This is a genomic window from Brachybacterium vulturis (genome assembly GCF_002407185.1).
GTDB classification, from domain to species: Bacteria; Actinomycetota; Actinomycetes; order Actinomycetales; family Dermabacteraceae; genus Brachybacterium; species Brachybacterium vulturis.
In genome coordinates, this window is the sequence record NZ_CP023563.1 from 56,994 (window position 1) to 78,859 (window position 21,866).

Consider the following 21,866-nt stretch of genomic DNA (forward strand, 5'->3'; position numbering starts at 1 on the left):
GCCGCCGCACGGGGGCCTGGTCAGGCCAGCGGAGGGATCCGCATCAATAATCGGCCAGTCGAAGGCCGCGGTACCGGTTCACGGCGGCGTGGATCTCGAGGGGGCGCGGCCGGGCGAGGTGGCCGGGGTGGCCACGGTGCGGGGACAGGCTCTCCAGCCCCTCGGCATCGAGGCGGGCGCACAGTGCGGTGATCGCCGTATCGAGTGCGGGGCGGGCGCCGTCGGGTCCCGCCTGGTCCAGCAGGTCGGCCAGGCGGTCCAGGGCATGGGCGATGGCCGTGGTCTGCGCGGCGTCGACCAGCTGCGAGAGGGCCGCCAGATCGATGTGCTCGCGTCCGTACCGGATGGTGTCGCGTCCGCGGGCCGAGGCGGGCTTGGTCTTCCCCGCCGGCCGCAGGGTCCCGGCGGCGGGGACGCGGGCCCGCGTCGGACCGAAGACCGGGGAGGCCGGCTGCGGGGCGGCCTCGGCGAGCGCGCGGGCGCGTGCGGTGACGTCGCGGGGCACGTACTCCTGCAGCGCGATCACGTGGTCGGCCACGTCGAAGAACGCCCCGGAGCCGCCGGCGACGAGCACCGTGGAGACCCCGCGCTCCGCATGCAGCGGGCGGATGCGCTGCACGAACGGGGTGATGGGTTCGTGCTCGGCCGGGATCAGTCGGCGCATGCGGTCATCGCGGATCATGAAGTTGGTGGCCGAGGTGTCCTCGTCGATCAGCAGCGCGGAGGCGCCGGCCTCGACCGCCTCCACGAGGGAGGCGGCCTGCGAGGTCGATCCCGAGGCGTTGGTGGTCGAGAAGCGCGTGGTGTCCGTGCCCGAGGGCAGTCCGGAGATGAACGGGGAGATGTCGACCCCCGCCACGGAGCGACCGTCCTCGGCGCGGACGGAGGCGACGTCCTCGCGGGTGATCACCCATTCGCGACCATCACCCTCCCGGTGCGCGAAGACGCCCCGCTCGATCGCCCGCAGCAGGGTCGACTTGCCGTGGTATCCGCCGCCGACGATGACGGTGATCCCCTCGGGCACGCCCATCCCGCTCACCGTTCCACCGCTGGGCAGGTCGAAGCAGACCTGCAAGGACTCGGGGCTGCGGAACGGGACAGCGTCCTGCTCGAGGGGCAGATCGGAGTCCCCGGAGCGGCGCGGGAGGATCGCGCCGTCGCCGATGAACGCCACCAGGCCGCGACCGGCCAGCTGCTCCCGCAGCGCCTCCTGATCGCGATGGAGGGCGACGTGCGCCCGCAACTCCGCAGCGTCGAGGCTCGCGTGGACCAGCGCGGCCTCGGCGATCCTCGGCAGGTCCTCGGTGAGCAGCCGCACGGCCTGGCGGCCCCGGATCCGGCGCCCGGCGGCAGGGAGCTGGACCGCCAGGCGCGCTTCGACCCCCTCGTCGGTGACCGTGACGCTGGTGCGTTCGAGGACCTCCTGGCCGGGGGTCCCGATGCTGACCCCTTCCCCGAGCGCTCCTGCGGCGGTCGCGACGGCCCGGGCCAGGAAGTCGGTGGTCGCGACGTATCCCGGGCGGTCGCTCAGGAGATCGGCCGGGAGGCCGGCGGTGGCCGGATCGACCACCAGGCGCATCAGGGAGGGCGGGGCGAAGGGATCCACCTGCACCCGGTCCACCACGAGACGGCACCGTCCCAGGTCGTAGCTGCCGGTGAGCTGCTTGTACGAGCCGTAGCCGCGGCCGTCGATCGTCGTCAGGATCCTCGTCAGGGTCTCTGCATTCGCGCTCATCTGCGCAATGGTCCTTCCGCTCGGGTGCTCAGCGTTCGAGGTCGGTCTTCAGCCGGGCGAGGGTGCGCCGGATGTTGCCCGCCTGGAAACGATCGAAGGTGCTGCCCCGCGTGACCAGCCTGTCGAAGCGGGCCGCCCAGGCATCCGACCAGCCGGTGCGGTCGTCCTGCCAGGTCTCCGTGACGAGGGTGCGCCCCTCCCCTGCCGGGGCGAAGGTATAGCTCCAGGTCGCGATCGCTCCGCGCAGCACCGGCGTGCGCAGCCCGATCCGGTGGACCCAGAAGGCGAATCTCTCGCCGGGCTCCGCGGCGATCACCGTGCAGGCAGTGGACCAGCGGCCGGGGCCCCGGCGATTGCGGCCCACGAACTCGTCCCCGACCCTCAGTGGCCCGCGGCCCGGCGCGGCCGTGCCCTGGTTCTCCGGGCTCCAGCGCCCCATCTGCGAGGGGTCGGCGACCTCGCGATAGATCGTCATCGGGTCGGCGGCGATCTCGATGCTGTCCGAGACGTGCATGGGGCGGGGCATCGCGCCAGCGTGTCACACAGGAGGGGGTCGTGACGCTGGGCTGTTCACCCCGCGCGACGCTTTCGGCTCCCGTACGGATTCCGACCACGTCTACAACTCGCCCCGCACAGATCACTGTCAGCGCATCAACCTGACAGCTATACTGAGCGCAACCGTTCAGCCCGCCCAGGTCCTCCTGGTGCGGGCTGGATCTCTATCGGGGGAGAACGATGCCGTCGCCGAAGCCCTACACGACCATCGGCCAGCAGATCACGCTGCTGCAGCGGCGCGGGATGCTCCTGGATCCAGACGAAGCATCGCAATGGTTGCGGAACGTCGGCTACTACCGTCTCAGCGGGTACTGGTACGACTATCGGGTCAGGGGCTCGGCTGGCGCCCCTATCGACCGCTTTCTACCAGACACCGATTTCTCGATGGTCGCTGCGCTCTACGAGTTCGACCGCAAGCTGCGAACTCTGATCCATGACGCAGTGGAGCGCGTCGAAGTCGGAGTACGCAGCCACTTGAGCTATCACATCGGCCAGCATGGGCCTCTGGCGCACGAAGATCCGCAGTTGTTCCGCACCGGCTTTGATCACGAGCGCTGGTTGACCGTGGCCGAGCGGCGCGTAGACCGCGCTGCGCGCAGCCACAGCGCACCGATCCGGCACCATCGCAAGGCCTACAGCGGCTCGGTGCCGATCTGGGTCCTCACCGAAGTCTTGGACTTCGCCGACATCTCCAGACTGTACGAGGGGATGTTCGCCCGAGACCAATGGGCCGTCGCGGAGAGCCTCGGCCTGAAGCTTGACGTGTCGGCGCTTTCTGGCAACCAGAGGCGGAAGGCTTCACGGGAGCACCCGCTGGCACGCTGGCTGGAGCAGCTGTCGATCCTCCGCAACGCCTGCGCGCACCACGCGCGGGTCTGGAACCGTTCGCTGATCCCGGCCCCCACTGCGGCCCTTCGCACGATCCCGCGCCTCACCACCCTCGCATCCGGTCAGAGCGAGCGCGTCTACGGATCGATCGCAGTCATCGCCTATCTCCTAGGGCATCTCGCGCCGGGATCGACCTGGAATCTGAAGATGCGGGAACTCCTCGAAGATGGACTCAGCACAACGCAGAATCCGAGTCCTGCAGCGCTGGGCGCTCCAGAGGACTGGGCATCAGATCCGCTCTGGACTACCCCCTGCGGGAACTGGACACCCCCATCGGCCCTCTGAGTCCAAGTCCCTCGAGGTCACGGTCTCGCGAGGCAGTCGCACCCGCGCGCATCACCAGGGACTGGGCGAGAAGTCCTTCACGAAGCAGCCGTACAGATCCTCGCCGGCCTCGCCGCGCACGATCGGGTCGTAGACGCGTGCTGCGCCATCGACCAGATCCAGCGGGGCGTGCCAGCCCTCGGCGGCGATGCGCAGCTTGTCCTGGTGGGGGCGTTCGTCGGTGATCCAGCCGGTGTCCACCGCGGTCATCAGGATCCGGTCGGTCTCGAACGCCTCGCCCGCACTGGTGCGGGTGAGCATGTTCAGTGCGGCCTTGGCCATGTTGGTGTGGGGGTGGCCGGCGCCCTTGTAGCGGCGGGAGAACTGCCCCTCCATCGCCGAGACGTTGACGATGTAGGCCCGGCGCGCCCCGGCCTGCACGGCCGCGCGCATCGCGGGCCGCAGCCTGCTGATCAGCAGGAAGGGGGCGGTCTCGTTGCACAGCTGCACCTCGAGCATCTCCAGCGCGTCCACCTGGTCCACCGTCCGGGTCCACGAGTTGGTGGTCTGCAGGTCCGGCAGCAGCCCGCCGGCGTCGACCGCGGTGCCGGCGAGGTGCTCCTGCAGGCTGGCCCTGCCGGCACGCAGCGCGAGCGCGGTCATCGACGCCGCGGACTGCGCGGCCCGGGCAGGCTCGAGCGTTTCCCCGTCGTGCCGCGGGACGGACCGGTTCTGCAGCACGCCGGCGAGCGCGGCGGGATGCGCCTGGGAGATGCGATCGAAGGCTGTCATCTCCGGCAGTGCGAGGTCCGGGGGCAGCGGGGCGTCCTCCTGCGCGACCAGGGCCGAGTAGGCGCTCGGGGAGCGGCGCACCGTCTGCGCGGCATTGTTGATGAGGATGTCCAGCGGACCGGCGGCGGCCACGTCGTCGGCGAGCGCGATCACCTGGAGGGGGTCGCGCAGATCGATCCCGACGATGGTCAGCCGGTCGATCCACTCCGCCGCGTCCTCCCGCTGGGCGAAGCGCCGTGCCGCGTCCTTGGGGAAGCGGGTGGTGAGGGTGGTGTGCGCACCGTCGCGCAGCAGGCGCAGCGCGATGTACATGCCGATCTTGGAGCGGCCGCCGGTGAGCAGGGCCCGCTTGCCGGTGAGGTCGGTGCGCTGGTCCCGCTTGGTGTGGGACATCGCGGCGCAGTCCGGGCACAGCCAGTGGTAGAAGGCATCGACCAGGGTGAAGTCGGTCTTGCAGATGTAGCAGCCGCGGGCCTTGTGCAGCTCGCCCGCGAAGGCACCCTGCGCGCTCGAGACCAACGGGATCCCCTTGGTCTCGTCGTCGATGCGCAGCGGGGACCCGGTGGCGGTCGCCGCGATCACGGCGCGGTCCGCCTTACGCTGTGCCCAGGTCTTCTCCCCGCGGCGCGACTTTCCGAGCTTCTTCTCGAAGTTCCGGGAGGCCCGCTTGATCGCGACCAGATCCGCGCTGTCCTCGGCGAGGGTCGGGGCGTGCTGCAGCACCCGCAGGGCGGTGGCGATGTCCTCCGCGGTCAGAGCGGGTCCCTCGCGGCCGGTAGGAGACGACACGGACGGGGCAGGAGCAGAGGAGCCAGGCACCGATCGAGTCTATGGCGGCCGGGCCGTCCGGCCGACGGGGCGTTGGTCACGTGCGAGGACGACGGGAGCACCGGCGGTCACTAAGCTCGCAGCCATGACGATGACGTCCCTGATCACCGGTGCCAGCTCCGGCCTCGGCGCCGAGTACGCCCGCCGGCTCGCCCGCCGCGGCGACCACCTCGTGCTCGTCGCCCGCGATGAGGCACGGCTCGAGGAGCTGGCTGCCGAGCTGCGCGGCGAGGGGGCGAGCGAGGTCGACGTGCTGGCCGCGGACCTCTCCTCCGCCGGCGGCATCGCCGCCGTCGTCGGCCGGCTCTCCGATGCGTCGCGCCCGGTCGACATGCTGATCAACAGCGCCGGTTTCGGCCTCCCCCTCGCCTTCGAACGGAACGACATCGAGGACGAGGCGCGCCACCTGCGCCTCCATGCCGAGGTGCCGATGCGGCTGATGCACGCCGTGCTGCCCGGCATGCTGGAGCGCCGCTCCGGCACGATCCTCAACATCGCCTCCGCCTCGGCCGTCATGCCGCGCTCCACCTATGCGGCGGCGAAGTCCTGGCAGGTGATGTTCTCCCGCTGGGCCAGCAGCTACTACCGCTCCCGCGGCGTGACCGTCACCGCCGTGTGCCCCGGCTACACCCACACCGACTTCCACGCCCGCCTGGGCCTGCCTCCGGGTGAGGAGGGCATCCCCGACTGGCTGTGGCTCCAGGCGCCGCGGGTGGTCGAGGAATCGCTGCGGGACGCGGCGCGCGGCAAGGCGGTCTCCGTGCCGAGCAAGCGGTACAAGGCGATCTATACCGCGGCGCGGCTGGCGCCGACGGGACTGATGGCACGCCTGGCGGCGCGAGGGCGGTGAACGGTGATGGCGAGCGCGGCGACCGGACGGTGACCGCCTCCCGTTCACACTCCGCCATGCACGGGGACACCGCCGCGGCTCCGGACTAGTCTCGGCCGGTACAGCCCCGCCCGCCGGACCACGGAGATCGATCATGCCCCAGAACATCCTCACCGACCGCCTCGACGCAGGCCCCGTCATCTGCGCGGAGGGCTTCCTGTTCGAGCTCGAGCGCCGCGGCTACCTCACGGCCGGCGAATTCGTCCCCGAGGTCGCCCTCGAGCACCCGGAGGCCCTGCGAACCCTGCACGTGGACTTCCAGCGCGCCGGCTCCGACATCGTCGAGGCGTTCACCTACAACGGTCACCGCGAGAAGATGCGGGTGATCGGCAAGGAGGACCTGCTGGAGCCGCTGAACCGCTCCGCACTGCGCATCGCCCGCGAGGTCGCCGACGCGGTGCCCGGGAACCTCATGGCCGGCAACATCTCGAACTCGAACATCTGGGACCCGACGGACACCGCACGGCAGGCCGAGGTGCGCGGCATGTTCGAGGAGATGGTCGGATGGGCCGTCGAGGAGGGCGCGGACCTCATCATCGGCGAGACCTTCTACTACGCCGGCGAGGCGCTGGCCGCGCTCGAGGTCGCGAAGTCCTCCGGGCTGCCGGTGGTGCTCACCCTCGCCCCGATGGCGTTCCAGGAGATGGCCGACGGCGCGGGGATCGTCGAGACCGCCCAGCGCCTGGAGCAGGGCGGGGCCGACGTGGTCGGGTTGAACTGCTTCCGGGGCCCGGAGACCCTGATGCCCTGGCTGCGGCAGATCCGCGAGGCGGTCTCCTGCCACGTGGGCGCCCTGCCCATCCCGTACCGGACCACGCAGGAGGAGCCGACGTTCTTCAACCTCTCGGATGAGGCGGCGGCCGTCCCCTCCCCGCACGGGCGCACTTTCCCCACCGCCCTGGACCCCCTGCTGACCAACCGCTACGAGATCCGGGCCTTCGCCGAGGAGGCCTACGCGCTGGGCGTGAACTACCTGGGGGTGTGCTGCGGCGCCGCTCCGATCCATATCCGCGAGGTCGCCGAGGCAGTGGGCCGCACCCCGGAGGCCAGCCGGTTCTCCGAGAACATGGCGAACCACTTCATGTACGGCAGCAACGAGCGCCTCCCCGAGCACGTGATCGGGCTCGGCGAGCGCGCCTGACCGCGCGCCGCGCACTCATCGGGGCGGGATCGGGACACGACCTCGACCGGCGCCGACGCCGCGGGGCCGGGTGGAACTCACGTCGTCACGCTATGGGTGCGGACCCGCGCCGGCACTGCCACCACCCGGTTCAGCCGCTCGGACAGCACCAGGCCCGCCATCACCAGCACGGCGAGGAACAGCGGGAGGATCCACATCCCCGTCCAGGCCGAGAGCGCGCCGAACGCCGGTGGCGCGAGGGTGGAGCCGGTGTAGGCGGCGGCCATCTGGATGCCGATGATGGCCTGGGAGTTGCGCCGACCGAAGTTGATCGGGGTGGAGTGGATGATCGCGGGATAGATCGGCGCGGAGCCGAGGCCCACGACGACCAGACCCGCGAGCCCGACCACCTCCGTCGACAGGGGCAGGGCGAGCATCAGCGCGCCCACCCCGATGATCACGAAGCCTCCCCGGATCAGGGCCCGGTCACCGAGGCGCTCGGCGACGAAGCCGGCCAGGAAGCGCCCGGCGGTCAGGCCGAGCACGAACAGCGCACCGAATGCGGCCGCCGCCGCCGGGAGCGCCCCGCGCTCGGCGACCAGGTAGGTCGAGGACCACAGCAGCGCCGTGCTCTCGAGCGCGCAGTAGGCGCCGAACGTGAGCAGGATCAGCGCCACCCCGGGGATCCGCAGCGCCGTCTCGAGCGGGACGGGTGCGCGGCCCTGCGGCGCCGGGGCGTCCTCGGCGAGATCATGGGTCCGGACGGTCCTCGCCGGGGAGCGTGCGCTGTCCACCGTGCCCCACAGCGGGATGCTGGCCAGCAGTGCGAGGGTGAGCGCGGCCTGGGCCAGACCGATCAGCAGGTAGGCGGTGGACCATCCCTGCCCGGACGAGATCGCGAACCCCATGACGAACGGGCTGATCGAGGCGCCCACTCCCCAGAAGCTGTGCAGCCAGTTCATGTGCCGGGCCGCGTAGTGCAGCGCCACGTAGTTGTTCAGCGCCGCATCGACCGCGCCGGCACCGAGCCCGTACGGGATCGCCCACAGGCACAGCATCCAGAACTGCTCCGAGGTGGAGAACCCCACCAGCGCGGCAGCGGTCATCCCGACGCTGATCGCCGTGACCACCCCGGTGCCGAAGCGGAGGGTGACCCGCTCGGAGGCGAGGCTGGAGACGATGGTCCCCACGGCGATGATCATGGTGATGATGCCGGCGAACGCCACCGGGACGCCGAGGTCCTGATGCATGACCGGCCAGCCCGAGCCGACCAGGGAATCCGGCAGGCCGAGGCTGACGAAGGCGACGTAGATGATCGCGAGCAGGAGTGAGTACACGGCGTGGAGGGACGACTTTCACGAGGTGTGGGAGGGCGATCGCGACGCTGCATCGCCGTACGGGAGCGATCGTACACAGCGCCGGCGGCATGCGCGGAGCGACCGCTTCTGGGGCCCCACCACCGCTTCCCCTCGCACCGGACCGCGCTACACCACCTCCGCCAGCACCTCCAGCAGATCCTTGACCCGCCGGTCCACGTCCTCGCTCTGCATCTCGCTGGGCAGGAAGGAGAAGGCGAGGCCCTGCTCGGGCCAGGCGCCGTGCAGCCCGCCGCCGGCGCCGGTGTGGCCGAAGGCGGGGCGCACCGGGCCGTAGGTGCCGATGGGGTCATCGAGCTCGTAGCCGAGCCCGAAGCGCACCGGCCGGTCGTTGATCGTGTCCGTGCCCTGGGACCAGGTGCGGGTGGCGCGGGCCAGGGTGTCGGCCGGGAGCAGCGGGGCGTCGGCGGCGATGAGCAGGGAGTACATCCTCGCCATCGCGTCGGCCGTGCCGATCCCGCCGCCGGCGGCGAGCTCTGCGGCGTGGTAGGCGCGGGTGTTGAACGGCGGGGTCTCGGCGGTCAGGCTGCTGCCGTACATCCGGTCCACGATCGCGCGCCGCTCCGGATCCTCCTGCAGGTAGGTGGAGATCCGGTAGCCCGCGGCACGGAACACCGGGGCGACCCGCACCTCCTCCGACTCCGGCAGTCCCAGGTGGACATCGAGTCCGAAGGGCTCTGCCAGCTCGGTGCGCAGCAGCTCCCCGACGCTGCGTCCGCTGACCCGGCGCAGCACCTCCGCCAGCAGGTATCCGTAGGTCAGGGCGTGGTAGGCGACCTTCGTGCCCGGCTCCCACAGCGTCGGCTGGGCGGCGAGGCGCTCGGCCATCAGGTGGTTGTCGAGCCTCTCGGCGTCATCCGCCGGGTCGGGGTCGACGAACGGCAGGCCGACGGTGTGGTCCAGCAGGTGGTGGATCCGCACCTGCTCCTTGCCGGCCGCGGCGAACTCCGGCCAGTACTGCGCGACCGGGGCCTCGGGGTCCAGCTGCCCTCGGCCGATGAGGAGCGCGGCGAGGGTCGCGGTGAGTCCCTTCGTGCCGGAGAACAGCACCGCCATGGTGTCCGCGGTCCATGGCCGGCCGGGCGCCGCCTGCCCGCCGTGCAGCTGCAGCAGCGGCTGCCCGGCGCGGTGGACGGAGAACGCCATCCCGCCCCCGGAGGCGGCGAGGTGGCGACCGAAGATCTCGACGAGACGCTCGGCGATGTCGCCGGGCAGCCCCTCGCAGGCGCGGACGGTGACCGCGGACGGATCATCTGCGGGAACGGTGGATGTGGACATCGGGGAACTCCTCCTGGGGCCTCGGTCGGTGGGGTGCGGGCGGTTCAGAGACGGATCGCGCGGCCGACCCAGTCGGGCCGGGTGGCGGGGGCGCCGAAGGTCTCGGCGATCGCGTCCGCCGCCGGGACGTCGCCGGCTCCGGCAGGTCCCGCGGCCGCGACGTCGGCGATCCGCGCGGCGACGGGCTCGGGGAAGGGCGCGGACCGGGCCGGATCCCCGGCCACGTGCAGCGCCAGGATCTCCTCTGTCGCGACCAGCTCGCCGTCCACCCGCATCTCGTGCGCCAGGTGCAGCTTCTTGGCCGCGGCGCCGGCGATCGCGGTGGTCACCACCAGCTCTGCGCCGCGGGGCACCTCCTGCAGGTACCGCACATGCGCCTCGACGGTGTACAGCGAGGAGCCGGCCTGGGCACGCTCTGCGGCGCCCAGCCCGATCTGCTCCATCACCTCGTCGGTGGCGAAGCCGAACACGAGCACGTAGTAGGCCTCGGAGAGATGGCCGTTGTAGTCGATCCATTCCCGGCGCACCGGGGTGCGAAAGGCGGGCAGCGCACTCATGCCGCGGAGCCCCGGCGCAGCTGCTCGATGACCTGGCGCACCGCGATGATCGCCTGGTCGCGCTGGGCGACGAGCTCGGGCACGGTGCGTCCGTCGGCCTCGTCATCGCAGCCTGCCACCACGGCACCGCGCAGCTCCTCGGTCAGCTCCGGAGCCTCCAGACGGGTCCAGGGGGACTTCAGCGAAGGACCGAAGTGGTCGAGCATGTGGGCCATCCCGCCGGGCCCGCCGGCCAGGTGGAAGGTGAGCATGGGGCCCTGCAGGGGCCAGCGCAGGCCGGGACCGTCGGTGATGGAGCGGTCGATCTGCTCGACCGTCGCCTCGCCGTTGTCCACCATGTGCAGCGCCTCCCGCCACAGCGCCTCCTGCAGGCGGTTGGCGATGAAGCCGGGCACCTCGTGGTCCATCGTGATCACGGACTTGCCCAGGTGCTCGTACCAGGCCGAGACCCAGGCGACGGCCGCGGGCGAGGTCTGCTCGCCGCCGACCACCTCGACCAGCGGGATCAGGTAGGGCGGGTTGAAGGGGTGGCCGACGACCAGCCGCTCGGGTGAGGCCGCGTCCACCGCCATCTCCGTCATCGAGTAGCCGGAGGTGGAGGAGGCGATGATGACCCCCGGGGCGGCGTGCGCATCGATGTCCGCCAGCAGCTGCTGCTTCATCTCCAGCACCTCGGGGGCGCTCTCCTGCACGAACTGGGCGCCGTCGAGCGCTTCGGCGAGATCGGTGTGGACGGAGATGGCGTGCGGATCGGCGCCCTCGGCCAGGCCCAGCTGGGTCAGCGCCGGCCAGGCGGCGTCGATGAGCGCGCGGACCCGGTCCCCGGCCTCGGGCGAGGGGTCCCAGGCCTGGACCCGGTAGCCGCGGGAGAGGAAGTAGGCGGCCCAGCCGCCGCCGATGGTGCCGATGCCGACGCAGGCGATCGTGGTGACCTCGGCGACCTCGGGCGGCTGCGGGTCGGGGATGGGAGCAGCAGGGACAGTGGTCATGCGGAGAGAGCCTTCCGGTCGAGCTGGAGGATGTCGCGGGCCTCGTCGGGCGTGGCGATCTGGTCACCGAGGGAGTCGATGATCTTCCCGGCCTCCTCGACGAGCTGAGCGTTGGTGGCCTTGACGCCCTTGCGCAGGTAGAGGTTGTCCTCCAGCCCCACCCGGGCGTGCCCGCCCAGCAGCACCGACTGCGCGACCCAGCGCAGCTGGTCGCGGCCGATGGCGAAGGACGTCCACTGCGCCCCCTCGGGCAGCAGGTGCACCATGGCGTCCAGCAGGCCGGAGTCGACGGGGGCGCCGTAGGGGATCCCCATGCACAGCTGGTACATCGGCGGCGGGGCGATGAGGCCCTCGGCCACCATGACGTTCGCGAACCACAGCTGCCCGGTATCGAAGATCTCCATCTCCGGCTTGACCCCGAGCTCCTTGATCCGGGCGGCACCCTCGCGGAGCATGTCCGGGGTGCTGACGTAGAGCTGGCTGCCCTCGCCGAAGTTCAGCGACCCGCAGTCCAGGGTGCAGATCTCCGGGCGCAGCTTCTCGACATGCGGCAGCCGGTCCAGGCCGCTGACCAGGTCGGTGCCCTCGAGCTTGCCCAGCTCCCGGGTGGGATCGCTGGGGTCGACCGTGAGGTCACCGCCCATGCCGGCGGTGAGGTTGATGACGGGATCGACGTCGCTCTCGCCGATCAGGCGCACCACCTCGCTGTACAGCTCCACGTCGCGAGAGCCCTGCGTGGTCTCGATGTCCCGCACGTGCACGTGCACGACGGAGGCACCGGCGCGGGCGGCGGCGATCGCATCGGCCGCGATCTGCTCGGGGGTGACAGGTACGTGCTCGCTCTTGGCGGCGGTGTCGCCGGCGCCGGTGACGGCGCAGGTGAGGATGACCTTGCGGCTCATGGGGGTCCCTTTCGTGGGGTGGGTCCGGGTCTCGGGTGGGTCTGGGTCTCGGGGTGGTCAGGGACGGGCGACGACGAGGCGTTCGAGGAAGCGATGGATCTGGGAGGCCATCTGCTCGACGCTGATCGTGCCGACCAGCACCTTGATGCCGAGCCCGTCGATCAGGCTGGTCAACTGGGTGGTGAGGTCCTCGAGCGGCTCGGCGGCGACGACCCCCGCCTCCTGTCCCTCGCGCAGCACGTCGTGCACCGTGCGATACCACCGCTGATAGGCGAAGGCATGGTTCTGCTGGGAGCCGGCGCCGACGGCGACCTCGGACCAGGCCTGCAACCAGATCGCGAACTCCTGCGCGCGAGCGCCGTCGGCGGGCAGCTGCAGGCTGATGAGGTGCTCGAGCCGCTCCCGCGGACCGGAGATCAGGTGCAGGGAGGCGACCTGCCGATCGAAGGCGAGCTTGACCGAGTAGCGGAGCGTCTCCTCGAACAGCTCACGCTTGCCGGAGAAGTAGTGGTAGACCGCGGCGGTGCTGACCCCTGCCTCGGCGGCGATCTCGGAGATCTTCACCGCGTGCAGGCCGCGGGAGGCGAACAGCGCCCAGGCGGTCTCGACGATCGTCTGCCGCCGCCGCCCCTGCTCCGGGGCTTCACGTCCCCGGCGGGGCAGGCTCGCCGCGGTGGGGACCGCGGCCGGTCCGGAGGCCGAGTCCGAGCCGGAGACCAGCCAGTTCACCGTGACACCGCCGACGGTCGCGATCCGCACCAGCTCGGCCGGGCTGAAGCGGCGGGTGCCCTTCAGCGCCTTGGACAGCTTGGTCTCCTCCAGCTCGATGCGGCGGGCGAACTCGCGCTGGGCGAGACCGGACTCCTCGATGCAGGAACGGACCCTCACGCGGACGGCCTCCGCGGAAGAGCTCGCGGCCTCCGCGGAAGAGCTCGCGGTCTCCGCGGTGTCCCCTGCGGCAGTCATCGGTGGATGTGATGTCGACATGGTGCCTCCCACTGCGTCGTCGGCTGCTGGGGCGGGCCCGGACCTCCCCGGCCCGGCGCCCTCCTCGTCCCGCCCTCAGAGGGTCGGGATGTTCTGCAGCAGCTCCTCGGTGTAACTGTGGCTCGGCGCGGTGAGCACCTGGTCCGTCGGTCCATCGTCGACGATCACGCCGTGATCCAGCACGGCGACGCGCTCGGCCACGTGGCGGGCCAGGGCGATGTTGTGGGTCACGAAGAGCATCGACAGCCCCCGCTCCTGGCGCAGATGGCTCAGCAGGTCGATGATGCTGGCCTGCACCGAGACGTCCAGCGCCGACGTGATCTCGTCGCACACCAGCACCCGCGGCATGTTCACCAGCGCCCGAGCGATGGCCGCGCGCTGGCGCTCACCGCCGGAGAGATCTCCCGGCCGACGGTCGAAGAAGGACCTCCCCAGCCGCACCGAGTCCAGCGCCTCGCGGACCCGTTCCCGGCGCTGGGACGCGCTGAGCTCGCCGGACATCTCCAGCGGCACGGCGAGCGACTGGCCCAGCGTGCGGCGCGGGTTCAGCGAGGAGAACGGGGACTGGAAGACGTACTGGATGTCCTGCCGCTGGGCGAGGCTGCGCCGACGGGTGGACCGCGGCAGCTCCTCCTCCCGGTACCTGACAGATCCCGACCAGTGGTCCAGCAGGCCGGCGATCGCCCGCGAGAGGGTGGTCTTGCCCGAGCCGGACTCTCCCAGCAGCAAGGTGCACTCCCCGGTGCGCAGGGTGAGGTCGACGCTGGTGAGCACCTGCTTCGTGCCGTAGGACAGCGACACATCGCGCACCTCGAGCAGCGGATCGCCGGAGGCCGCCTCGGTGGCCGGGGCCGCCGCCGTGTCCGCATCGCGGGAGGTGCTCGTGGTCGCGGGCCGGACGGCCTCCCCCGCTTCAGCGGCCTGGACGGCCTTGCGGCGCGCCTCGAACTCTCCGATGTTGTTCTTCCCGGCGAGGTCCGGGACGGCGGCGAGCAGGGTGCGGGTGTAGCGATGCTGCGGGGCACCGAGCACGTCGGCGGTGGGGCCCTCCTCCACCAGCTCGCCCTGGAGCATGACCGCCACGCGGTCGGCGATCTCGGCGACCACCGCGAGGTCGTGGGTGATGTAGAGACCGGCCACGCTGTTCTTGACCGTCATCTCGCGGATGGTCTCGAGCACCACGGCCTGGGTGGACACGTCCAGGCCGGTGGTCGGCTCGTCGAGCACCAGCACATCGGGGTACATCGCGAAGGCCATCGCGATGCCGATGCGCTGCTGCTGACCGCCGGAGAGCTCATGGGGCCAGCGGCGCCGGTAGGCGTCGTCATCCGGCAGCCCGACCTCGCGCAGCACGCCGCGCACGCGCTCGGTCCGCTCGGCGTCGTCGGCTCCGAACTCGTGGATCTCGAGCACCTCGCTGATCTGCTCGCCGACGCGCATCGCCGGGTTCAGCGACAGTGCCGGGTCCTGCGGGATGTAGGAGACGCGTGAGCCGCGCAGGCGCCGCAGCGCCTCCTCGCCCAGGTCGGTCATCACCGCAGCGGAGGTGTGGTTGGAGGGGTGGACGGTGACCGTGCCGCCCACATGCGTCAGCCCGCGACGGAAACGGCCGAGCACGGCCAGTCCCACCGTGGTCTTGCCGGAGCCGGACTCTCCGACCAGCGCGAGCAGCTCGCCCTGGCGCAGGCGCAGATCGACGCCCTTGATGATCGGGCGGCCGCCCGAGGTGGTGTCGATCCTCAGATCCGCGATCTCGAGGACGTCGCCGCCGCTCTCGACCGTGCTGTGCCAGGCCGAGCCCTCGACCATGGGCGCGCCGGTGGGTGTGAGGGTCGCCTCGACCCTGCGTGCTCTCGACATCACTTCTCCCCTACGTTCGTGCTCGCGGAGGCCCGCGCGATCGAATCGGCGATCAGGTTGGTCCCGATGGTCAGGACGGCGATCGCGAGGACCGGCAGCATGACGCCCCAGGGCTGCAGGGACAGTGCGATGCGGTTCTCGTTGATCATCAGGCCCCAGTCCGCGGCCGGCGGCTGCATGCCCAGGCCGAGGAAGGACAGCGAGGCGATCGCCGCGATCGAATAGGTCAGACGCAGCCCGGCCTCGACGGCCAGCGGACCGGTGATGTTGGGCAGGATCTCGCGGAACAGGATCCGCATCCGCGGCATCGCGTACATCTCGGCGGCACGGATGTAGTCCTCGTTGATGACGTCCAGCGTGGCCGACCTCGTGACCCGCGCGATGCGCGGGGCATGGGTGACCGCGATGACGGTCACCAGCACCCAGGGCTGCGGGCCCAGCACGGTGATGGCCAGCAGCGCGAACACCAGCTGCGGGATCGCCAGCAGCACGTCGTTGGCGCGCATGAGCAGGGAGTCGAGCGTCCCGCCGGCATAGGCGGCGACCATCCCGAACAGCAGCCCCAGGAACAGTCCCAGCGCCGTGGCCAGCACGGAGTAGAGGATCAGCGAGGTGCCGCCGGCCAGGAACCGGCTGAGCACGTCACGGCCGAGGTTGTCGGTGCCGAACGGCCCCGCCTCCTGGAAGGGACGGTCGGCGAACTCGGTGGCGGAGTAGCCGGTCGCCCACGGCAGCAGCAGCGGTCCCAGGAACGCGGCGATGACGACCAGTGCCGTCAGCGCCACGCCGATCTTCGCCTGACGCTGTGCCCAGAAGCGGGTGAGCACCGAGTTGCGGCGCGTGCTCCCGGTGGGGACGGCCGGCCCCTCGGGGCCGATGGGTTCCGTGGCGGTGGGATTCGCGACCGTCGGGTCGTCGGCTCCCGTTCCGGTGGGGCCTGCATTCATGGCCTGGGACATCACCTGTCACCTCCGGTGCGCAGCTTCGGGTTGGCCAGGATGCCGACGACATCCGCCAGCAGGTTCACGACGATGTAGATGACCGCGACGATCATGGTCACCGCCTGCACCACCTGCACATCGCGATAGTCGACCGCTTCGATGAGGGCCTGGCCGAGCCCGGGATAGCGGAACAGGAACTCGACCACGACCACGCCGCCGGCCATCCACGCCAGCTGGATCGCGACCACCTGGGCGACCGGTCCGATCGCATGGGGCAGGGCGTGGCGCAGGATCACGCGGCGCTCGGGGACGCCCTTGAGCCGGGCCATCTCCACATAGCCGGAGTCGAGCACCTCGAGCATGGTCGCGCGCATCATCCGGGCGATGTACGGGGTCACCACCAGCACCAGCACCGCGGTGGGCAGGATCAGCTGGGCAGGGAAGTCCCAGACCTGCGTTCCCGGCGGGGACATGGTCACCGCAGGCAGGATGCTCAGCACGGTGGTGGCGAACAGGGCCACCAGGGCGATGCCGATCACGAACTCGGGCAGGGCCGCGAGCACCAGGGAGATGCCCGTGATCGCGCTGTCCGCGACCCGGCCGCGGCGCAGTGCGGACCAGATGCCCAGCGCGAGACCGGCCGGGATGCTGATCAGCGCGGCGGCGACCATGAGGAACACCGAGGCGCGGGCACGGTCGGCCAGCAGGTCGATCACCGGCTGGCCGGATGCCGCCGAGGTGCCCAGATCACCGGTGAACAGGCCACCGAGCCAGGACAGGTAGCGCTGCCCGGCGGGCTGATCCAGATGCATCTGCTGGTGCAGGGCGGCGATCCGCTCGGGGGTCGCCTGCTGGCCCAGGATCGCCCGGGCCGGGTCACCTGGCAGGAGCAGGGTCGCGCCGAAGACCAGCAGGGAGACTGCCAGCAGGATGACGAGGCTGATGGCCAGCCGACGGACGATGAGTTTGGCGATCATGCGGCCTCTCCGATCCACACGCGGTCAAGCCGGAACCCGGACAGCGGGATCCCGGTGCGGTTCTCGACGAAGCCGCCGACATATCCCTGATAGGCGTCGATCTGGTTCGCGAAGCCCCAGATGATGTAACCGCCGCGGTCGTACAGGATCTCCTGGGCCTGGGCGATGAGCTCACCCCGAGCCGCATCGTCGACCTCGGCGCGGGCCTGCTCGACCAGCGCGATGTACTCCTCGTCCGCCCAGTGCGTCTCGTTGAACGGAGCGCCCGGCATCACCGCGGCGTTCGACTGCGCGAGGAAGTTGCGGGTGTACCAGAACGACTGGGAGAAGTCGTAGTTGAGGTAGTCGGTCCAGTAGGCGGTGAGGTCCATGCGGTTGATCGACACGATGATGCCGGCCTCGGCCGCCTGCTCGGCGAACACCTGGGCGGCTTCGACGACGCCGGCCTGGATGGGGGCGGTGACCAGCTCCACCTCGAGGCCGTCGGGGTGTCCGGCCTCGGCCAGCAGCCGCTTCGCTTCGGCGATGTCCTGGGTGCGCTGGGACAGCTCACCGGGGTAGGCCGGGTCGAAGGCGGCGAACATGTCATTGCCGATGGTGCCCTTGCCGGAGAGGACCTGCTCGATCATCCCCTCGCGATGCACGGCCAGGCGGAACGCCTGGCGCACGCGCTCGTCGTCGAACGGCGCCCTGTCCACGCGCATGGTGAAGGGCAGGTACATGCCGGTCTCGGAGTTGAGGATCTTGATCCGCTGGTCCGAGGCGATGACCTCGGTGAGCGCCGGCGGGATCTGGGCGATGGCATCGACCTGGTTGGACAGCAGCGAGTTGATCAGCGCATCGGTGTCGTTGAAGTTCAGCAGGCTGACCTCGTCGAGGTACGGACCCTCCGCGCCCCAGTAGTGCGGGTTGCGGCGCAGCACGGTGGACTGCGCGGCGGTGAAGCTCTCGAGCATGAAGGGGCCGGAGCCCACCGGTGCCGCGACGTCGAAGTCGGTGGGGACGATGATCGAGGTGTACTGGCCGAAGGTCTCGTCCAGTGCGGTGTCGGAGGTGTCGAGCCGGAACTCGAGCGTGCGCTCGTCGAGCTTCACCATCTCCCGGAGATGGCTGAGCGAGGCGGCTCCGGACTTGGGGTCCTCGGGGTCGACGATCCGCTCGAAGCTGGAGATGACGTCCTCGACCGTCATCGGCCGCCCGTCGCTGAAGGTGACGTCGTCGCGCAGCTCGGCGGTCCAGACGGTGGCATCGTCGTTCGGGGTGACGGAGGTGGCGAGCATGGGCTGCAGGACGTAGTCGTCATCGAAGTACAGCAGCGTGTTGTACATGCTCACGGCCCGGGCGATGTCGCCGAGGTTGGTCGCGTTCGCACCGTCGAGGGTGTCCGAGGCGCCGCCGCCGACGAAGCCGACCCGCAGCGAGCCGCCCTCGAGCGGCGGCCCCTCCAGATCGAACTGCTGGGCTGGAGCGGCAGTTCCACCGCATGCAGCGAGAACGGCGCTCACCCCCAGTCCCAGTCCTCCCCCGAGGACGCCGCGGCGGGTCGCCGTGCCTGCCGCGAGGTTCGCGGGACGCCCCCTCGCACCCGAAGAACGCCTGCGATCAGGTGTTTCGCCTGCTTGGGTCGGTAGCCTCAAGAGTGCCCCACTCCCTCTCGTCCAGTTCGTCGCGTCACGGTCCGTCGCACACCGTACGACGAATTTGCGATCATCGCAAGTTCAGCCGAACTTTATTTCGCCCGAATCGCAAGTTTGAGCCATGGGGAGCGCCGGCTGGGCCGCGGCATCGGCTGTGGCCGTGGCGCCGGCTGGGCCCGCGGCGCCGACGACGATCGTCAGCATCCTGACGATCGGACGCGCGACGGCCCGGACCCACATGGGGTCCGGGCCGGGGGCCGTTCGGGAAGTGAGCGCTCAGGCGCCCTTCCGCACCGTGATGGACCACCCCGCATCGCCCACGCGGTCGAAGGCGACCACCTCATGGCCGTCCTCCGCTGCCCACTGGGGCAGGGAGTCGGTGGCCTGGGTGCAGTCGAAGCCGATGATCAGGTCATCGCCGGTGTTCAGCTGCTGAATGGCGTTCTTCGCGTCGATCAGCGGGAAGGGGCAGACGGCGCCGTTGGTCTGGAGGGTGAAGGCAGGCACGAGGGGCATCCTTTCGGTGGTGCGGAACGTCGGTCAGCGGGTCGGGGCCAGGAAATCGGGAGGCCCGGCGGTCAGGAGGTCGGGATCGGGAGGCCAGGGTCCGGAGCTCGGGGTCAGGCGGCGGGGGTGAGCACCGGGGCGGGGCGTCTGCCGGCAGCGGCCTTCTGCGGGCGCACCAGGAAGAACCAGGCGGCACCCCAGGTGCCGAGCATGATCGCGGCGAAGGAGACCCAGCCCTGGTAGCTGAACAGGCTGGTCTCCACCAGGGAATTGCCGATGGTGCAGCCGCCGGCGAGCGCGGCACCCACGCCCATGGCCAGGCCGCCGCCGGCGCTGCGCAGGATGGTGCTCACATCCGGCACCCGCCACCGGAACTCGCCGGTGAGCTTCGCGGCGATGAAGGAGCCCACCAGGATGCCGAGCACGAGCATCACGGACCAGTCCACGAGGGTCACGTCGCCGGTGGTGAGGAAGGTGATGATCTTGGCCGAGGGGGTGGTGATGCCCAGTCCCCCGTTGCGGCCGGCCGCGGTGGAGAGCACCCAGGCGGCCACGCCGATGATCCCCAGCAGCACGCCACCCACCCAGGGGTTCCAGGGGATGTCGGCGAGGTAGTGGCCGAGGCCCGCGCGGCGGGCGGGCAGGCGCACGCTCCTGCGGTCGGCATGGCGGGCGGCGCGGCGACGCACCTGGCGCACCACGAGCACGGCGACCAGGGCGGAGAAGAGGACCGTGGGCACCCAGACGCTGACCCCGAGGGTCTCCTGGATGGTCGCGTCGCCCACGGTGCGGGCACGGGCCGCCTCGGTGAAGGCGCTGAGCGGGCCGTACTTCATGACCGCGGCGAACAGGGCGTAGAAGACCAGCGCCACCCAGGAGCCGATCAGGCCCTCGCCGGCGCGGTAGTAGGTGCCGGTCGCGCAGCCGCCGGCCATGATGATGCCGATGCCGAACAGCAGTCCGCCACCGATCACCGCCAGCGGCGCGAAGGTGGCGGGCTCCGGGGCGATCACGCCCACGCCGGTCAGCGCCGCGACGCCGATGGCCTGGATCGCGATCGCGAGCAGGAAGGGGACGAAGTAGCGCGCCGAGCGGGCCATGTACAGGTCCCGGAACGCGCCGGTGACGCAGAACCGGGAGCGCTGCAGGACGTAGCCGAGGAGGGCGCCGAGGAGAAGGCCGGTGAAGATCATGCCGAGAACGTTAACTTATGGGACCCATAAGCAATACCCCCGTGTCGCCGGATGAACGCGCACCCCGCCAGGATCGGCACCACCAGAAAGCTGTCGTCAGCGAGCTCGCGACCGTCATACGATCGAGACGACCTCGTCAGAGACAGAGATCTGGTGGCACACCCGGCCGAGAACTCAGCCCACGATCGCTGCCGCCAGCTCGCGCAGCCCGGCAGCGTCATGCCCCGGCCAGCCGTGGACGGCCCCGGCCCACTCCCCAGGGATCGCGTTTGCGCCGCACCAGGCTCCCAGCAGCGAGCCGGCGATCGCGGCGATCGTGTCCGTGTCATCGCCGAGCGCCACGGCCGCCGCGATGCCCTCGCGATAGGTGGTCTCGGCATGCTGCGCCGCGGCGGGGCCGCTCACGTGCTCCGCACCGCTGGAGGCGGAGTCGGCCGCGGCCCGTCCCTGTTCCGCCGCATGCAGTGCGGCATACAGCGCCGTCACGGTGAACCCGTTGGGGGCCAGGGCTGCCGGACCGCCGTCGCGCCAGGACCCGTCGGCCAGGGCCTGCCAGGCGTGACGGCGCTCGGGTGGCAGCAGGTCCAGGGCGAGCGGGTGATGCGCGGCGCCATCGACGACGGAGGCCCGGATCGCCTCGCACCACAGCACGCAGGAGTCCCCGGCCAGCGGGTCCGCGTGGGTGAGTTCGGCGATCGCTCGGGCGGCACGGGCGGTGCGCTCGGGATCCCGGACGAAGACGAGCGCGACCGGGGCGGTGCGCATCAGGGCGCCGTTGCCGGCGGTGCGGCCGGTGCGCTGGTGCAGCTGGGCGGCGATCGCGGCCATCCGCTCGGCGAGGCCGGGACCGCCATCGTCCTCCCGCAGCGCGCCGAGCACCTGACGGGTCTGGGTGCCGACGTCGGTCGCGCCCTCGCGCACCCACTCCAGGAAGCCGCGTGCGATCGCGTCCAGCCCCTCCGCGGAGTCGATCGGGACGTCCGTGGCGGCGACGCGGGCGATGCACAGCGCCATCTGGGTGTCGTCGGACCACTCCCCCGGGGCGTACGGGCCGAGCCCGCCGCCGATCATCTCGGGGCCGCGATGCGGATCGTACGGGGCGGAGGCGAACTCGTAGGGGACGCCGGCGGCGTCACCGCAGGCCAGGCCCAGCAGGACACCGGCGGCGCGGTCGGCAGGAGTGGTGATGGCTCTCATGGGAGCACCGTAGGCGGTGCCGCGCGCCTCATGGGCTCAGCCCATCGTGCGTTTGCCGCGCTGGGCGGCCTTGTCGCGGATCCCCTGCACCATGCGCCCGAGGCCGGAGGTGTCCTCCTCCTCCACCGGGGTCTCCACGAAATCGACGAGGGAGCGCATGGTCGCCAGGTCGATGCTGTACATGCCCTCCTCCAGGAGCTCACCGATCCGGGCGCCGACCAGGTGCTCCAGGTTCTCGGCGGCGGCGGCGCCGCGGGTCTCGCGCGCGGTCTCGAGCCGCTGCTGAAGGAGCGCGGCGGCGACGGGGGAGGCGGAAATCGGGTCGGGGTGGCCGGCGACGGTGATCTGGTCCATGGTGCTTTCCTGGGTCGACGACCCGTGCACGAGGTCGTGG

General features: G+C 71.1%; 20 protein-coding genes. 3 read left to right on the forward strand and 17 right to left on the reverse strand.

The annotated features are described in order from the left end of the window. Nucleotides 1-43: 43 nt before the first annotated feature. Both CFK38_RS00230 and CFK38_RS00235 read right to left on the reverse strand, forming a co-directional pair. The gene (locus CFK38_RS00230) at nucleotides 44-1,735 is read right to left on the reverse strand and encodes an ABC-ATPase domain-containing protein (RefSeq protein WP_096801262.1); all 1,692 of its coding nucleotides are present in this window, start codon (nucleotides 1,733-1,735) and stop codon (nucleotides 44-46) included. Nucleotides 1,736-1,763: 28 nt separating this feature from the next. Further along, nucleotides 1,764-2,261: an SRPBCC family protein gene (locus tag CFK38_RS00235; RefSeq protein WP_096801263.1), complete on the reverse strand. Its 498-nt coding sequence runs from the start codon at nucleotides 2,259-2,261 to the stop codon at nucleotides 1,764-1,766. Between the two features lie 209 nt (nucleotides 2,262-2,470). Here CFK38_RS00235 and CFK38_RS00240 point away from each other — a divergent pair, with 209 nt between their 5' ends. Next, on the forward strand, nucleotides 2,471-3,463 hold the full coding sequence (locus CFK38_RS00240) for an Abi family protein (RefSeq protein ID WP_096801264.1): 993 nt from the start codon (nucleotides 2,471-2,473) through the stop codon (nucleotides 3,461-3,463). A gap of 51 nt (nucleotides 3,464-3,514) precedes the next feature. Here the strand turns inward: CFK38_RS00240 and CFK38_RS00245 are convergent, their stop codons facing one another. After that, a complete protein-coding gene (locus tag CFK38_RS00245; RefSeq protein WP_096801265.1) occupies nucleotides 3,515-5,023 on the reverse strand; it encodes an SDR family NAD(P)-dependent oxidoreductase in 1,509 nt (502 codons plus the stop codon). A gap of 124 nt (nucleotides 5,024-5,147) precedes the next feature. Here CFK38_RS00245 and CFK38_RS00250 point away from each other — a divergent pair, with 124 nt between their 5' ends. Further along, on the forward strand, nucleotides 5,148-5,912 hold the full coding sequence (locus tag CFK38_RS00250; RefSeq protein ID WP_096801266.1) for an SDR family NAD(P)-dependent oxidoreductase: 765 nt from the start codon (nucleotides 5,148-5,150) through the stop codon (nucleotides 5,910-5,912). A 133-nt stretch (nucleotides 5,913-6,045) separates the two neighbouring features. Continuing rightward, nucleotides 6,046-7,092 carry a homocysteine S-methyltransferase family protein gene (locus CFK38_RS00255; RefSeq protein WP_096801267.1) on the forward strand — a complete coding sequence of 349 codons (1,047 nt, stop codon included), beginning with the start codon at nucleotides 6,046-6,048 and terminating at the stop codon, nucleotides 7,090-7,092. A gap of 77 nt (nucleotides 7,093-7,169) precedes the next feature. On the opposite strand, the gene CFK38_RS00260 is transcribed toward CFK38_RS00255, so the two are convergent. From CFK38_RS00260 to CFK38_RS00325, 14 genes are all read right to left on the reverse strand, one after another. Continuing rightward, nucleotides 7,170-8,408 carry an MFS transporter gene (locus CFK38_RS00260; RefSeq protein WP_096801268.1) on the reverse strand — a complete coding sequence of 413 codons (1,239 nt, stop codon included), beginning with the start codon at nucleotides 8,406-8,408 and terminating at the stop codon, nucleotides 7,170-7,172. Nucleotides 8,409-8,555: 147 nt separating this feature from the next. Continuing rightward, a complete protein-coding gene (locus tag CFK38_RS00265) occupies nucleotides 8,556-9,725 on the reverse strand; it encodes a serine hydrolase domain-containing protein (protein WP_096801269.1) in 1,170 nt (389 codons plus the stop codon). Nucleotides 9,726-9,769: 44 nt separating this feature from the next. Next, nucleotides 9,770-10,282, reverse strand: a complete 513-nt coding sequence (locus tag CFK38_RS17445) for a thioesterase family protein (protein WP_096801270.1) — start codon at nucleotides 10,280-10,282, stop codon at nucleotides 9,770-9,772. Beyond that, entirely contained in the window at nucleotides 10,279-11,271 is a 993-nt protein-coding gene (locus CFK38_RS00275) for a 3-hydroxyacyl-CoA dehydrogenase NAD-binding domain-containing protein (RefSeq protein ID WP_096801271.1), read from the reverse strand. The genes CFK38_RS17445 and CFK38_RS00275 overlap by 4 nt, the downstream gene beginning before the upstream one ends. Next, on the reverse strand, nucleotides 11,268-12,173 hold the full coding sequence (locus CFK38_RS00280) for a beta-keto acid cleavage family enzyme (protein WP_096801272.1): 906 nt from the start codon (nucleotides 12,171-12,173) through the stop codon (nucleotides 11,268-11,270). The genes CFK38_RS00275 and CFK38_RS00280 overlap by 4 nt, the downstream gene beginning before the upstream one ends. Before the next feature lie 57 nt (nucleotides 12,174-12,230). Next, complete coding sequence (locus CFK38_RS00285; RefSeq protein WP_096801273.1) at nucleotides 12,231-13,139, reverse strand: TetR family transcriptional regulator C-terminal domain-containing protein; 909 nt, start codon at nucleotides 13,137-13,139, stop codon at nucleotides 12,231-12,233. Between the two features lie 96 nt (nucleotides 13,140-13,235). After that, nucleotides 13,236-15,020, reverse strand: coding sequence for an ABC transporter ATP-binding protein (locus CFK38_RS00290; protein WP_245851161.1), 1,785 nt, complete (start codon nucleotides 15,018-15,020; stop codon nucleotides 13,236-13,238). Further along, a complete protein-coding gene (locus CFK38_RS00295) occupies nucleotides 15,020-15,979 on the reverse strand; it encodes an ABC transporter permease (protein WP_245851162.1) in 960 nt (319 codons plus the stop codon). Before CFK38_RS00295 ends, CFK38_RS00290 begins: the two co-directional genes overlap by 1 nt. After that, complete coding sequence (locus CFK38_RS00300) at nucleotides 15,979-16,938, reverse strand: ABC transporter permease (RefSeq protein ID WP_218192326.1); 960 nt, start codon at nucleotides 16,936-16,938, stop codon at nucleotides 15,979-15,981. Before CFK38_RS00300 ends, CFK38_RS00295 begins: the two co-directional genes overlap by 1 nt. Next, complete coding sequence (locus tag CFK38_RS00305; RefSeq protein WP_245851163.1) at nucleotides 16,935-18,443, reverse strand: ABC transporter substrate-binding protein; 1,509 nt, start codon at nucleotides 18,441-18,443, stop codon at nucleotides 16,935-16,937. Before CFK38_RS00305 ends, CFK38_RS00300 begins: the two co-directional genes overlap by 4 nt. Before the next feature lie 408 nt (nucleotides 18,444-18,851). Beyond that, a complete protein-coding gene (locus CFK38_RS00310; protein ID WP_096801274.1) occupies nucleotides 18,852-19,082 on the reverse strand; it encodes a sulfurtransferase TusA family protein in 231 nt (76 codons plus the stop codon). Between the two features lie 113 nt (nucleotides 19,083-19,195). Beyond that, nucleotides 19,196-20,275, reverse strand: a complete 1,080-nt coding sequence (locus CFK38_RS00315) for a YeeE/YedE family protein (RefSeq protein ID WP_096801275.1) — start codon at nucleotides 20,273-20,275, stop codon at nucleotides 19,196-19,198. A gap of 174 nt (nucleotides 20,276-20,449) precedes the next feature. Next, the gene (locus CFK38_RS00320) at nucleotides 20,450-21,472 is read right to left on the reverse strand and encodes an ADP-ribosylglycohydrolase family protein (protein WP_096801276.1); all 1,023 of its coding nucleotides are present in this window, start codon (nucleotides 21,470-21,472) and stop codon (nucleotides 20,450-20,452) included. Nucleotides 21,473-21,508: 36 nt separating this feature from the next. Next, nucleotides 21,509-21,826: a hypothetical protein gene (locus CFK38_RS00325; RefSeq protein WP_096801277.1), complete on the reverse strand. Its 318-nt coding sequence runs from the start codon at nucleotides 21,824-21,826 to the stop codon at nucleotides 21,509-21,511. Between the last annotated feature and the right edge of the window lie 40 nt (nucleotides 21,827-21,866).

Bases quoted from the DNA above. Each gene is read 5' to 3' on its own strand.
- CFK38_RS00230 (WP_096801262.1), bottom strand. From the start codon at position 1,735: ATGAGCGCGAATGCAGAGACCCTGACGAGGATCCTGACGACGATCGAC.
- CFK38_RS00235 (WP_096801263.1), bottom strand. From the start codon at position 2,261: ATGCCCCGCCCCATGCACGTCTCGGACAGCATCGAGATCGCCGCCGAC.
- CFK38_RS00240 (WP_096801264.1), top strand. From the start codon at position 2,471: ATGCCGTCGCCGAAGCCCTACACGACCATCGGCCAGCAGATCACGCTG.
- CFK38_RS00250 (WP_096801266.1), top strand. From the start codon at position 5,148: ATGACGATGACGTCCCTGATCACCGGTGCCAGCTCCGGCCTCGGCGCC.
- CFK38_RS00255 (WP_096801267.1), top strand. From the start codon at position 6,046: ATGCCCCAGAACATCCTCACCGACCGCCTCGACGCAGGCCCCGTCATC.
- CFK38_RS00265 (WP_096801269.1), bottom strand. From the start codon at position 9,725: ATGTCCACATCCACCGTTCCCGCAGATGATCCGTCCGCGGTCACCGTC.
- CFK38_RS17445 (WP_096801270.1), bottom strand. From the start codon at position 10,282: ATGAGTGCGCTGCCCGCCTTTCGCACCCCGGTGCGCCGGGAATGGATC.
- CFK38_RS00275 (WP_096801271.1), bottom strand. From the start codon at position 11,271: ATGACCACTGTCCCTGCTGCTCCCATCCCCGACCCGCAGCCGCCCGAG.
- CFK38_RS00280 (WP_096801272.1), bottom strand. From the start codon at position 12,173: ATGAGCCGCAAGGTCATCCTCACCTGCGCCGTCACCGGCGCCGGCGAC.
- CFK38_RS00285 (WP_096801273.1), bottom strand. From the start codon at position 13,139: ATGACTGCCGCAGGGGACACCGCGGAGACCGCGAGCTCTTCCGCGGAG.
- CFK38_RS00290 (WP_245851161.1), bottom strand. From the start codon at position 15,020: ATGTCGAGAGCACGCAGGGTCGAGGCGACCCTCACACCCACCGGCGCG.
- CFK38_RS00295 (WP_245851162.1), bottom strand. From the start codon at position 15,979: ATGTCCCAGGCCATGAATGCAGGCCCCACCGGAACGGGAGCCGACGAC.
- CFK38_RS00300 (WP_218192326.1), bottom strand. From the start codon at position 16,938: ATGATCGCCAAACTCATCGTCCGTCGGCTGGCCATCAGCCTCGTCATC.
- CFK38_RS00315 (WP_096801275.1), bottom strand. From the start codon at position 20,275: ATGATCTTCACCGGCCTTCTCCTCGGCGCCCTCCTCGGCTACGTCCTG.
- CFK38_RS00320 (WP_096801276.1), bottom strand. From the start codon at position 21,472: ATGAGAGCCATCACCACTCCTGCCGACCGCGCCGCCGGTGTCCTGCTG.
- CFK38_RS00325 (WP_096801277.1), bottom strand. From the start codon at position 21,826: ATGGACCAGATCACCGTCGCCGGCCACCCCGACCCGATTTCCGCCTCC.